General features: G+C 45.3%; 10 protein-coding genes. 6 read left to right on the top strand and 4 right to left on the bottom strand.

The features are described 5' to 3' along the window. Positions 1-117: 117 nt before the first annotated feature. Entirely contained in the window at positions 118-2,304 is a 2,187-nt protein-coding gene (locus OW495_RS10255) for a malate synthase G (RefSeq protein ID WP_289886324.1), read from the top strand. Positions 2,305-2,508: 204 nt separating this feature from the next. On the opposite strand, the gene OW495_RS10250 is transcribed toward OW495_RS10255, so the two are convergent. Further along, on the bottom strand, positions 2,509-3,936 hold the full coding sequence (locus OW495_RS10250) for an NAD-dependent succinate-semialdehyde dehydrogenase (protein ID WP_289886323.1): 1,428 nt from the start codon (positions 3,934-3,936) through the stop codon (positions 2,509-2,511). A 147-nt stretch (positions 3,937-4,083) separates the two neighbouring features. After that, positions 4,084-4,866: an IclR family transcriptional regulator gene (locus OW495_RS10245; RefSeq protein WP_016784285.1), complete on the bottom strand. Its 783-nt coding sequence runs from the start codon at positions 4,864-4,866 to the stop codon at positions 4,084-4,086. A gap of 153 nt (positions 4,867-5,019) precedes the next feature. Here OW495_RS10245 and pta point away from each other — a divergent pair, with 153 nt between their 5' ends. Together pta and OW495_RS10235 are read left to right on the top strand one after the other, a co-directional pair. Next, entirely contained in the window at positions 5,020-6,093 is a 1,074-nt protein-coding gene (gene pta, locus OW495_RS10240; RefSeq protein ID WP_289886321.1) for a phosphate acetyltransferase, read from the top strand. 66 nt (positions 6,094-6,159) lie between these two features. Then, the gene (locus OW495_RS10235) at positions 6,160-6,927 is read left to right on the top strand and encodes a sulfite exporter TauE/SafE family protein (protein WP_289886320.1); all 768 of its coding nucleotides are present in this window, start codon (positions 6,160-6,162) and stop codon (positions 6,925-6,927) included. Between the two features lie 130 nt (positions 6,928-7,057). Here OW495_RS10235 and OW495_RS10230 read toward each other — a convergent pair whose 3' ends face one another. Together OW495_RS10230 and OW495_RS10225 are read right to left on the bottom strand one after the other, a co-directional pair. After that, entirely contained in the window at positions 7,058-8,776 is a 1,719-nt protein-coding gene (locus tag OW495_RS10230) for a cobalamin biosynthesis protein CobT (protein WP_289886319.1), read from the bottom strand. A 3-nt stretch (positions 8,777-8,779) separates the two neighbouring features. After that, on the bottom strand, positions 8,780-9,760 hold the full coding sequence (locus tag OW495_RS10225) for a MoxR family ATPase (protein WP_016800395.1): 981 nt from the start codon (positions 9,758-9,760) through the stop codon (positions 8,780-8,782). Between the two features lie 265 nt (positions 9,761-10,025). Here OW495_RS10225 and xsc point away from each other — a divergent pair, with 265 nt between their 5' ends. The 3 genes from xsc to OW495_RS10210 all read left to right on the top strand — a co-directional run bounded on the left by xsc (position 10,026) and on the right by OW495_RS10210 (position 13,709). Beyond that, positions 10,026-11,837 carry a sulfoacetaldehyde acetyltransferase gene (gene xsc / locus OW495_RS10220; protein ID WP_004731917.1) on the top strand — a complete coding sequence of 604 codons (1,812 nt, stop codon included), beginning with the start codon at positions 10,026-10,028 and terminating at the stop codon, positions 11,835-11,837. Between the two features lie 354 nt (positions 11,838-12,191). Further along, complete coding sequence (locus OW495_RS10215; protein ID WP_289886318.1) at positions 12,192-13,007, top strand: FRG domain-containing protein; 816 nt, start codon at positions 12,192-12,194, stop codon at positions 13,005-13,007. A 264-nt stretch (positions 13,008-13,271) separates the two neighbouring features. After that, positions 13,272-13,709: a nuclear transport factor 2 family protein gene (locus OW495_RS10210; RefSeq protein WP_017091714.1), complete on the top strand. Its 438-nt coding sequence runs from the start codon at positions 13,272-13,274 to the stop codon at positions 13,707-13,709. Positions 13,710-13,734: the final 25 nt, after the last annotated feature.

The raw sequence follows: 13,734 nt of genomic DNA, 5'->3' as shown, positions 1-13,734 counted from the left end.
TAACTGGCATAAATTAGCTAAATTTATGTCCGTTGCGTAAGTTTAAATGAGTTATTGAAATTTAAGTCAGTTAAGTAAATATATTGAGTAGTCATCAGTTAGCTTGAGAGAGATTTTATGAGCAGTCGTATTCAACAGGGAAGCTTGAACATTGATAGCACCCTCTACCAATTAATTAATGATCAGGTCATTCCTGGAACAGGCATTGTCGCTGAAGACTTTTGGCAATCTTTTGCAACCATCCTTGAAGATTTGGCTCCAAAGAACCGCGCATTGCTTATTAAGCGCGACGATCTTCAACATCAAATTGACGTCTGGCACCAAGAGCGTGCCGGGCAAGCGCTAGATCCTGTGGAGTACAAAGAGTTCTTACAGCAGATTGGCTACCTCGTACCTGAAGGCGAAGACTTTCAAGTTACCACTGCAAGCGTTGAGCCTGAAATTGCAACACAAGCGGGCCCGCAGCTCGTTGTGCCTATTATGAATGCACGTTTTGCACTTAACGCGGCTAATGCGCGTTGGGGCAGTTTATACGATGCGCTCTACGGAACCGATGTCATCAGTGAAAGTGATGGTGCAGAAAAGGGTGGCAGCTTTAACCCTGTACGTGGCGCTAAAGTAGTGAGCTACGCTCGAGGTTTCCTTGATGACGCAGCACCTCTCAACGGTGTTTCCCATAAAGATGTGACCAAATACAGCATCAGCAACGTCAGCATTGGCAATACACTGACAGCGACCTTAGATAACGGCGAAGAAGTCACTCTAATCGATCGCAACCAGTTCATTGGTTACCAAGGTGATGCGAGTGCGCCTTCAAGCATTCTGCTTAAGCACAACAACCTACATATTGAAATTCAAATTGACCCGAGCGCACCGATTGGCAGCGTTGATGTTGCTGGCATTAAGGATGTGCTGGTGGAATCGGCTCTCACTACCATTATGGATTGCGAAGATTCGGTAGCAGCGGTTGATGGTGAAGACAAAGCACTGGCTTACCGTAACTGGTTAGGCTTGATGAAAGGTGACTTACAAGAGTCACTAGAGAAAAATGGCAAGACCATCGTTCGTAACCTTAATCCAGATCGTCAATACACCAGCGTGACGGGAGGCGAGATCTCGCTGAAAGGCCGTAGCATGTTGTTTATCCGCAATGTGGGCCATCTAATGACCAACCCTGCCATTATTGATGCTGACGGTAATGAAGTACCTGAAGGCATTATGGATGGCATGATCACTTCACTAATCGCGATGCATGATTTAAAAGGCAACAGTGCGTACCAAAACTCGACCGCGAACAGCATTAATATTGTTAAACCTAAGATGCATGGCCCTGAAGAAGTGGCGTTTACCAATGAACTGTTTGGCCGTATTGAAGATGCATTAGGCCTAGATCGATTCACGATCAAAGTCGGCATCATGGACGAAGAGCGTCGTACGTCAGTCAACCTAAAAGAATGTATTCGCGCAGCTAAAGACCGTGTCGTTTTTATCAACACTGGCTTCTTAGACCGAACCGGTGATGAAATTCACACCAGTATGGAAGCGGGACCATTCGCTCCTAAAACACAGCTGAAAACCATGACTTGGATTGGCGCATACGAAGATCAAAACGTTGATCTTGGTTTAGCTTGTGGCCTGCAAGGTAAAGCCCAGATTGGTAAAGGTATGTGGCCAGAGCCGGACAACATGGCCAAGATGATGGATGCGAAAATCGGACACCCACAAGCAGGTGCAAATACCGCTTGGGTTCCTTCTCCAACTGCCGCGACTCTGCATGCTTTGCACTATCACAAGGTGAGTGTACCAAGCCGTCAGAAAGAGCTTCGTGAGCGTGTGAGAGCGAACGTTGACGATATTCTTACTATCCCGCTACTAGGCAATCAAAAGCTGACTGCTAAAGATATCCAAAATGAACTGGATAACAATACACAAGGTATTCTTGGCTACGTAGTGCGTTGGATTGACCAAGGAGTCGGTTGTTCGAAAGTGCCAGATATTAACGATGTAGGGCTGATGGAAGACCGCGCGACATTACGTATTTCGAGCCAGCATATTGCCAACTGGTTACGCCACGGCATTTGTGATGAAGCACAAGTAATGAAAACCATGAAACGTATGGCGGCAGTGGTTGATGGACAAAATGCAGGTGATTCTAGCTACCGCAATATGGCGCCAGATTTTGAAAATAGCATTGCTTTCTCAGCGGCTTGTCAGTTGGTATTCGAAGGCTGCGCTCAACCTAGTGGTTACACCGAGCCCGTGTTGCATGCGATGCGACTGAAGCTGAAAGGAACTGCACAATAAATAATAAAAAAAGAAGTACCCCTATTTGAACCGAGCCCAAGGTGCCGCGCTAATTTAGCGCGGCTTTTTTTTTGACTTTTTTGGCTTTTTTGGGTGTGTGGGCGAAGCTCAGAAGAAAGGTGTTAGTTGGGCTATTCGATGTTTAAGCTTGCTGATGTTTAAGAGTTAGGCTTAGTTGCGACCAAGACTAACTACTTCCGAGACCTAGTTACTACCAAAGCACAGATACTTGATATCCATGTACTCATCGATTCCTTCTTTAGCGCCTTCACGGCCAATACCTGACTGCTTAACCCCACCAAAAGGTGCAACCTCAGTTGAGATCATGCCGTCATTAATGCCAACCATGCCGTATTCAAGTGCTTCTGCTACTTGCCATACGCGGTGAATGTTCTGGCTGTAGAAGTAAGACGCCAAACCATAAATGGTATCGTTGGCCATCTCGATAAGTTCCTCATCGGTTTCGAATTTCATCACAGGCGCGACTGGGCCGAAGATCTCTTGTTGAACGATGTCCATGCTGTGTTTCACGTCTTTAAGAACCACAGGTTGAATGAACAAGCCGTCAAGCACTTGAGTTGGCGATACGGGTTGTGCACCTTGCTCAATCGCTCGGTCAATCAACCCTTGGATGTTTTGTTTCGCTCTTTCACTGATCACGGGGCTAATAGTGACGCCTTCATCTAAGCCGTTGCCCATTTTAAGTTGCTGAACGGCTTGGTCGAACTTAGCGACAAACTCGTCATGCACCTTGCTATGAACGTAGAAACGGTTCGCACAAACACAGGTTTGCCCTGCATTACGGAATTTTGAAGCCATTGCGCCTTGAACGGCCGCGTCGACGTCCGCATCGTCAAACACGATAAATGGTGCATTGCCGCCCAGTTCCATTGAGGTGCGCTTAACGCCTTTCGCAGCTTGAGCCATCAAGATACTGCCGACTCGGGTAGAACCAGTAAAAGAGATTTTTTTGATCAGAGGGTGTGATGTGAAAAGCTCGCCGATCTGTTCTGGGCTATCACCTAGCACCACTTGAAGTAGATCTTTAGGAATGCCTGCTTGGTAAGCTAATTCAACCACAGCAAATGCAGAAAGCGGCGTTTCATCTGAGGGCTTCACAATAAAACTACAGCCAGCAGCAAGGGCAGGAGCGGCCTTACGAGTGATCATTGCAATTGGAAAGTTCCATGGCGTAATGGCACATGCGACTCCGATAGGTTGTTTGATGGTCACCAAGCGTTTGCCAGCGACGGTGCTAGGAATGGAATCACCATAAGTACGCTTCGCTTCTTCTGCAAACCATTCAATAAAGCTTGCCCCATACACCACTTCGCCCGTGGCTTCTGCTAACGGCTTACCTTGTTCAATGGTCATTAGGCGCGCAAGATCTTCTTTGTTTTCAAGGATCAATTGATGCCAACCACTTAGCAATGCAGCACGGGATTTAGCGGGAATTTTTGCCCACTCTTTCTGCGCAACATGAGCACGCTCGATAGCGCTCTCTAACTCTGCCTCAGATGAGATTGGTGCGTGGCCAATAAGCTCACCCGTTGCTGGGTTTGTGACTGCAACTGCGTTGTTCGCTTCTGTCACCATAAAAGAGAGTAAGTGCTGGTTCTTAATGTTTAGCATCGTGATTCCTTTGTTGTGATTACTTTAGACGTGTTGCTAATGTGCGGGGTGGCATGTGTTGAAATGACTTCGACCAAATGTTGATTGGTCGAAGGGCATGGATGTTGATTCGCTAATCTTGGTCATTCTCTGAGATAGTTCTGCTCACTAGCCCCAGTTATCAGACTCTATCTTCGCGAGCGCTTTGGCTGCTTTTTGAAGAGCTGGCAGAAACTTGATCGCTTCGTCTGGTTTTACGCGAATCACTGGCGCCTGTATTGCTAAGCCAAGATTGGATTGACCAGTAGAAGACGGTATCAATACAGCGATACAGACTAAACCGGGTAAGAATTCTTCATCATCAATAGCAAAACCTTGAATCTTCGCTTCTTCGATGTCTTTCTCTAGCGTCGAATAGTCGGTAATGGTTTTCACTGTGTATTGAGTGAGTGGCACATTTTCGATCAGTCTTCTGCGTTGTGATTTCGACATGTGCGCCAAAAACAATTTGCCTGTGGCTGAGCAGTGCACGGGCACGCGAGAGCCGGGTTGTAGATGGAAGCGCAGCGGGGCTTCGGTTTCTGCTCGATCAAGATAGATGATCTCACCGCTCGACAGTGCCGTTAGGTTGCAGCTCTCGCCTACTTCTGCTCGAAGGTTTTCAAGAATAGTGCGTCGTGCGCTGTGCATGGTGCTATTGAACAGCAGGTTTTCAGCAAGCTTTCTGAGTCGAATGCCAGAGCTGTAATGCTTTTCGTCACCATCTCTTTGAATAATGCCCGCAGCTTCCAATTGTTGCAGCATGCGGTGCAGAGTTGGTTTCGGTAGTCCGGTTTCTTCGACGAGCCCTTGAAGAGAAATAAACTCATCTTTTTGCGCTATCACCTCTAATAGTGCAAAAAGTCGGAGAGTGGGCGTATCTCCTTGAACTTGTGGTGTTTCTGTTTGCATACAGTGATTCATCCTTGCGATATGTCTATGTATAAGAGTGTACATACCAAATTAAAAATCTTCAATTATCTGAATAAAATTTGACCTTTTTTATTATTTCAATAATATAAATATAAATTATGGAACAATTAATCTCAATAAATGGAATTTAAGATGAAGGCGATTGAACGGATTATTGATAAGGCTCACTTAGATCGTAAGCGAGTGGTTTTGAGTGAAGCAGAAGACCCTCGTGTACTCAAAGCGGCGCGATTGGCGATAGATAAACAGCTCGCTTACATCACGTTAGTCGGCGATGAAAAGGCGATTATCGAAGCGGCGCAGTTGAACCACATTAATCTCGTCGGCATTCACATTGTTTCACCACAAACATCAGCACTCAAAGCTGTGTTGGCTGAACGGCTCTATGAGCTAAGAAAAGCCAAAGGCATGACTTATGAAGATGCATTGGAGAAGGTCAAAGACCCACTGATTTTTGCCAACTTGATGGTACGAGAAGGGTTAGTAGACGGCACAGTCAATGGTGCGGTCTACACCACGTCTGATGTAGTACGAGCGGCGCTGCAGATTATTGGGCCAGCACCAGACAGTGAATTGGTGTCCAGCTTCTTTCTGATGATGCTGTGTGAGCCTTTCCATAATCTTAAAGGTGGCATGATTTTTAGTGACTGTGGTTTGGTGATTAACCCCAATGAAACTGAGCTGGCTTCGATTGCGGTGGCTGCATCAAACAGTGCTCAAACACTGCTGATGGAAGAACCTAAAGTCGCAATGTTGTCGTTTTCTACCAACGGCAGCGCTAAACACGAATCGGTCGATAAGGTTCGTAATGCCGCTCAGTTAGTGAAACAACGTTGTCCCGGAATAGCGGTTGATCAGGACGTTCAACTCGATGCCGCGATTGTTACTGAAATAGCCGCGAAAAAGCTGCCCGATTCAGAAGTGAAAGGCCAATCTAATGTATTGATTTTCCCTAATTTAGAAGCGGGGAACATAGGCTATAAGCTCGCAGAAAGATTAGGTGGCGCGGTCGCGATTGGCCCGTTACTGCAAGGATTGAATCAGCCTGCCAATGACTTATCCAGAGGGTGTAGCGCGGAAGATATCTTCAATGTAATTGCGGTGACTGCCGTACAAGCGCAGCAAGGGAAAATACCAAATTCAACGACTGACGCGGCGGCTGATTCTGAAAAAAGAGAAGAATTGACCTTTGATTTTAGATACTAAAGCCTTGCTCCTGAAGCTGATATTCACATTCAGATCAACCCCAAAACAACCTAATTAGGATTGCTAATGGAGTTACCTGTTTTACTCGCCATTCTTGCCACTATTGCGGTGGGTACTTACTTCCAAACCGTCACGGGTTTTGGCCTCGGTATCATAGTGATTGGTTTAACGGTCAGCCTTAATTTGGTTTCCTTACCCGTTATAGCCGCTGTGGTCAGTATTGTGACTTTGTTCAATTGCTTGGTCGCGTTGATGGGTAAGCCACTGCTTGGTGAACTCAAGATTCTGGTGGTGTTAGTCATCGGTATTATCCCCGGCGTGTCGATGGGGGTGTTCTTGCTAGACGAGTTGAGCGATTCGGCCACGAATATTCTCCGAGGATTATTGGGTGCTATGGTGTTATTCGCAGGTTTGAGTTTTATGTTCAAACCTAAAACTAGAAAGGACCGTTCAGCAACCGTATCTTTCTTGTTATCTGGTTTTAGTTCTGGGCTCGCGGGTGGGTTGTTTGGGATGGCAGGCCCACCGATTGTTTACCATCTCTATCGACAACCTTTTACGCTCGATCTGGTGCGAAGCACACTGCTGATGGTGTTCGCTTGTACGTCAATGTCCCGTACCGTCAATGTCTACGCTGCAGGCGACATGGAAGCGAGCATACTGTGGTTATCTGCTATTGCTGTTCCTTTAGTTGCACTTGTCACTATGTTTGCTCGGCGTTTCCCACCGCCGTTGTCCAATGATCAACTCAGAAAGTTGGTGTTTATTGTGTTGATGTTGATTGGTGGGTACTTGATGGCTGTCTCTGCATGGTCGTTGCTTACTGTCTTTTAGTTGCATGCAGTCTCTTGGTTGCTTGTTATCTCTTCAGAAGATTCAGATAAAAGGCTAGCGGTTTGCTAGCGGATACTTCACCGCTCCCCGAAACGTCATTGGTCACTGCGTACATCTCCAAACAAAAACCTTAACGCTTTAGCATCTCAAAGATGCTCTTAGATAATCCAAATAAGCAGCTCTCCTGTACATCTAAAGTGATGTTACTGCGGTAGTACGGGCTTAAATCGACGCCCATTCCCACACCATGAATCTCGATATGGTTTTTGTTTGATTCACGCTCAATCACTTGTTTGAGGTGGTTATCTAAATAGAACTGATCGTTGGCTGTGCTGGTGGCAGTATCCATCGGACAACCGTCTGAGAACACAACCAAAACCTTTCGTTGTGCGGTGTGCTGTTGCAACCGCTGACTAGCGAACTGCACCGCTTCGCCATCAATCCCTTCTTTAAAGATATCTGCTTTCCGAAGGCTGGCAATGCCAAGGCGAGAGCGTCTCCAATGTGTATCAAAATCTTTAAATACAATATGTCGAACTTCGTTTAAGCGGCCTGGGTGTTTCGGCTGACCTTGTTTAAGCCACTGCCGATAAACCTTGCCACCATTCCAGTTATTGGTGGTGAAGCCAATAATCTCAAATGGAATGTTGGCCAGTCCAACGGATTTGAGAATTGTATCCATCAGTAGGCTTAGCTTGTGACTGTGTTTCTGCATTGAACCTGAGCAGTCCATCAAAAACGTGATGGCACATTGATGAGATGCGCCGATGTCAGGTTGATAAAAGACAGTGCGATCCAATGGCGAAGTGATGAGCTTGGTGATGGTGGTGGCGTTAACAATGCCTTCTTCTAAATGATCCTGACGTCGGTTTCTTTGTGGCGTGGCAACAAAGCGAGTGAGCATCGCGGCTAAACGGCGAGTGTTGACTTGTCTCGCCATGATGTCATCGGTGAGCTTTTGCCTCAGTTCGAGTAATAGGGCGCGCCTGACGAGTTTGTCTGCCGCGATGACTTGATCAAATTCTGAATTAAAGACCTGATAGTTTGCACCCGACAGCTCGAATACCTTGCTACTGCCTGTGATGTCGGTATCGACGTCTTCATCTTGAATGTCACCATCAACGATAAGGGCAAGCTGCGCAAGGATCTTGATGTCTTCTTCAACGGTTGGCGTGGCCGAATTATCACTCTCTTGCTCTTGGTTGATGAGCTTTTGTGCAAGGGCTGCAAGATCATTGGCGCTGTGTGCAAATGACTCTTGGTCGGTTCTATGTTGCTTTAAGCGCTTCAGGCTATACCCGAAAGTAGGCACGATGCCGGCGCGAGTCGATTCAATGGTCTCAGCAATAGGCTCCGAAACTGGGACACCGGTTAAGCGGGTGTGGATGACTTGCATCAGTGTAAACAGCAACATGCCGATTCGTGATTCGGTGAAGCCATTCTGATGATATTGGTCGCTCCAATACGCAAAATTGAACTGAATACTGGTGGTTACACCTTTTAGATAAGACGGGATTTGCGATTCAATTCGTACCTGTTCGCAGAAATCATATAACAGACGCTCGACTTCGTTTTTCGGTCGTAATGAATAATGGAGGTCAGCATCTGAAAGCAAGAGTCTTAATGCTGATGAATCGATCTTGCCTTGCATCGAAAGCTTGCTGTTTTTCAACTCATGGCGAGAAACAAAGGTGAGATCGTTAGTGTGTGCAGACTGATAATAACAGGGGCTATTGCCTTTATAGAGACGCTCTCCCCGATAATTCAGACTCAACTCACCGCTGATCGCTCTGGCGACAGACACGCCAATATCGAGGATCTTTTTCTGCTGGGAAGAAACATTGGCCATGGTTTACGACTCCGAGTGTGAATAGTTTTGAGTAGGCGTTTCTAAATCTTCACCAAAGCAACGGAAATAATATTCGCTAACCAGTTCTTTCTCTTCGTCTTCACAGCGATTCAAGAATGACAATCTAAATGCGGTGGCTACATCATCGAATATTTGGATGTTTTCGGCCCAAGTGAGCACCGTTCGCGGAGACATCACGGTAGAAAGGTCACCAGCCCGAAAACCGTTACGCGTTAATCCTGCGGTGGCGATCATTTTCTCAACCAGTTGTCGACCACTCTCATTATTCAGATTTGGAAGCTTGGATAACACGATCTTGGTTTCATGCTGTGGATCTAAATAGTTAAGCGTAGCGATGATGTTCCATCTATCTAATTGACTGTGGTTAAGCACTTGAGTGCCCGAATACAAACCTGAGAAGTTACCCAAGCCAAGCGTGTTGCAGGTAGCAAACAGGCGGAAAGAAGGGTGAGGCGTGATCACTCGGTTTTGTTCTAAAGAGGTGTATTTTCCGTCTTGCTCTAATAGCTGTTGAATCACAAACATCACGTCAGGACGACCAGCGTCGTACTCATCTAACACCAATGCGATGGGTTGTTGAATGCTCTGAGGAAGAATGCCTTCTTTAAACTCAGTCACCTGCATACCGTCTTTAATGACGATGCTGTCTTTACCTATGAAATCTAATCGACTTAAGTGTCCGTCTAGGTTGATCCTCAAGCATGGCCAGTTCAATCTCGCGGCGATTTGTTCAATGTGAGATGACTTGCCCGTCCCATGTGTGCCTTGAATCAGCGTGCGACGATTGGAGGTGAACCCTGCCAATATCGCTAGCGTCACTTCGGGGTCAAAACAGTAATTAGGGTCGACTTTCGGCACATATTCGCCCGCATGTTCAAATGCCATCACGGTTAGATTGCTGTCGATCCCAAAGCGTTCTCTCACACTTACTGGTTGCGTTGGTATCAATTCCGCCTCTTTCATTATATTCCCCTCTATATAGCTCATCACTTGTCGCTGCTATCGCGATATGACATCGATTATTAACAGCTCCTCTTAAGTTAATGGCACTTTTTGTACGAAAAACTACCAATAATGTGATCCAGTTTTATTAATTAGAATGAATTGTTCCAATTTAATATAAAAAGTTGACGCGCAAAAATTCTACTACTAAGGTGAAAATGAATTCGAAAAAGAGACAATTCATTCCGAAAAATGAAATTTTGGTTAACTCAAGGAGAATGGAAGAATGAGCGAGCAAGAAAAACGTACGGTTGTTTCCGGCACAGTAACAATGACACCATCAGAAGCGTTCGTTGAAACTATGGTTGCTAATGATGTTACCGACATGTTCGGCATCATGGGGTCAGCATTTATGGACGCAATGGATATCTTTGCTCCTGCTGGCATTCGATTGGTCCCAGTGGTACACGAGCAAGGTGCTGCTCACATGGCAGATGGTTACTCTCGTGTATCTGGTCGCCATGGCGTGGTTATCGGGCAAAATGGCCCGGGTATTAGTAACTGTGTGACTGCGATTGCAGCGGCGTTCTGGGCACATAGCCCGGTCGTAATTGTGACGCCAGAGACAGGTACTAAAACAATGGGCTTAGGTGGTTTCCAAGAGTGTAACCAGCTTCCAATGTTCCAAGAGTTCACTAAGTATCAAGGACACGTAACACACCCAGACCGTATGGCGGAATACACGGGTCGATGCTTTGACCGCGCAATGAGCGAAATGGGTCCGACTCAACTGAATATTCCACGTGACTATTTCTACGGCGAAACTCAAACCGAGATCCCTAAACCAGCGCGTTTAGACCGTGGTCCAGGTGGCGAGAAATCTCTGAATGAAGCAGCAGACCTGATAGCTGAAGCGAAATTCCCAGTCATCATTTCTGGTGGCGGTGTGGTAATGGCTGACGCAGTTCAAGAGTGTGCGGCACTGGCAGAAAGATTAGGCGCACCCGTAGTGAACAGCTACCTACATAATGACTCTTTCCCTGCGAGTCACCCATTATGGTGTGGTCCTTTAGGCTACCAAGGTTCGAAAGCAGCAATGAAATTGATGGCTCAAGCGGATGTGGTTATCGCTTTGGGTACACGTCTTGGTCCATTTGGTACCTTGCCTCAACATGGCATGGACTACTGGCCGAAGAACGCGAAAATCATTCAGATTGATGCCGACAACAAGATGCTTGGCCTCGTTAAGAAGATTTCGGTTGGTATCTGTGGTGATGCGAAAGCAGCTGCGGTTGCTCTATCTGAAAGATTGGAAGGCCGCGCACTGTTGTGTGATGACAACAAAGGCGCTCGTCAAGATACAGTGGCAACAGAGAAAGCACTGTGGGAAAAAGAGCTTGATGAGTGGACACATGAACGTGACTCGTTCAGCTTAGATATGATTGAGGAAAACTCACACGAGACTCCGTTCTCTGGTGGCGAATATCTACACCCACGCCAAGTATTGCGTGAGCTAGAAAAAGCGATGCCTGAAGACGTAATGGTCTCGACGGATATCGGTAACATCAACTCAGTGGCAAACAGCTACTTACGCTTTGAAAAACCACGTAGCTTCTTTGCTGCAATGAGTTTCGGTAACTGTGGTTATGCGTTCCCGACCATCATTGGTGCGAAAGCAGCGGCACCTCATCGCCCCGCTATTTCTTATGCAGGCGATGGGGCGTGGGGCATGAGCTTGATGGAAACCATGACATGTGTTCGCCATAACATTCCAGTGACAGCCGTGGTATTCCACAACCGTCAATGGGGTGCTGAGAAGAAGAACCAAGTCGACTTCTACAACCGACGCTTTGTTGCTGGTGAACTTGAAAACCAAAGCTTTGCAGAAATCGCAAGAGCTATGGGCGCTGAAGGTATCACGGTTGATAAGCTAGAAGATGTAGGTCCAACCCTGCAAAAAGCCATCGACATGCAGATGAACGAAGGCAAAACAACCATCATTGAAATTATGTGTACTCAGGAATTGGGCGACCCGTTCCGCCGAGATGCACTATCAACACCGGTTCGTTTCCTAGATAAATACAAAGATTACGTATAAGTCATCGGAAGTTTGTCCGGCCACCGCATTATAAAGAGCGTGGTCGGGCAATATTAACGGGTATTGGCAAAGTGCTTAGGTGAAGAACGTAAACGCTTAGTTCAATAATTTCTACTTAAACATTAGAACACTAATTAAATGTTCCATCGGTACATAAGTGGTTATAGCTATATAAATTTTGTCACTCATTATTATTGTACGATCCTTAACTAATGGATCCATAAATGGTCATCTTTGACGAAGATATATAACTATTATCATTTTTAAATAATTACAATGATACCAATTGAACCATTGATTAACGTGATTATTAATGCTTTAACTTTACCGAATATAAATTAAGTGACTTATTGTATGAATGTTGTGAAAAATAAACGTTATATAAGCTCACTCGACGAGTTGTATGAAATAATCGATTCACTCATTGCTGAGTGTAGTGAGCATCGCGGTTTGATTTATAACGTGTGTGATTATGAAAATAATAACCTGATGCCAAGCTTAGGTCGCTCAAATCGAAAGAATATTCGCCGTGTCGAACAAGAACTTCTTTCGACCGTGAGAGTTTATGGCGGGCATTCGTTGAGTGCACACGAGATAAACGATTGGTTATTGATGTGTTTAGCCAAGAAACAGGGGTTTCCAACCCGTTTACTTGAATGGACAGATAACCTGATTAATGCGCTGTGGTCTGTATGTCATAGCCAAAGTAAAGACTGTATCAATATTATTAAAGCCATTGATTATCATAAGGTTAGTGTTTTTAACTCACCCTGTGACTTCAATAGAACTCAGATATTCAATGTGGCTGATTGTGATCAGCAAGAGCAACGAAAAGATAAGTGGTATTCCATTCACCCATTTAAGGAAGGTGGCAATGATGCCATTCAGCCTTTGTACGATGAGAAAGAATATTCAAACGGTCTAGTGTCCGTTCATATTCTTCCATCAGCGAAAGTAAACCTGATAAAGGAATTAATCTCCATGAATGTTTTAAATGAACCGACAGAATATATTGAAGAGACACTGGCTGATTTAAAAAATGAAGCCCATGTAGATAGCAATAAAGCCATGAATAAAGGTGAGAGTAATATCGAATTACAAGTTAATACTCATGATCGCCAGCTTGAGCAGTATGGCCGAAAGTACCATCAAGATTTTGATTTCGACTAAAGTCTAATATTTCTACTGATTTTATTTAGAGCTCATATAAATCTAGTGATTACGAGATAAATAAAATTAGAACACCAATTAATTTATAAAAAGATGAAATCTGTGAGCTTAAAGATTGTTTATAAAGTAACTCGAAGTTAGAGTGGCGAATCTTGTTATCAAGTTGTTAAATTTTCACAGATCTAGTTTAAACACTCTAATAAAAAAGTGGCGCAAAGCTACTGAAATTTAAACCAATAACGAAAACATAAAGGATTCTGGAATATGAATATGCAAACCAATGCAACGACATTCGTGCTGGAAAACCAAGTCGACACCGCCTTTTTACAGTCTTTTAGTGATGCATGGAATAACCATGATATTGAAGCGCTAATGTCGTTTATGACCGAAGACTGTGTTTTCCACACCGTGGCAGGAGAAGGCGAGCTTGGCAACACTATCGAAGGGTACGAAGCCGTTCGCAATAGCTTTGAATTGGTTTGGCAGAACTTTCCAGATGCAGCCTGGAGCGACCCTGTCCACTTTGTGTGTGGCGACCGCGCGGTAAGCGAATCAACGTTCTCTGCGACTAACCCTGATGGCACTGTCATCGAAGCTCGTATGGTTGATGTGTTTACCCTGAAAGATGGAAAAATCAGCGTAAAAAATGCCTTCCGTAAAACACGACCTCTTTTGACTCCTAACAACACTCCCAAGAGCTAGACACGAAACCACAACCCGTTCACGT

Source organism: Vibrio sp. 14N.309.X.WAT.E.F5, assembly GCF_030397615.1.
Lineage (GTDB): Bacteria > Pseudomonadota > Gammaproteobacteria > Enterobacterales > Vibrionaceae > Vibrio > Vibrio lentus.
Note: the sequence above shows the minus strand (reverse complement) of the source record. Positions and strands in the feature narration are given on the sequence as shown.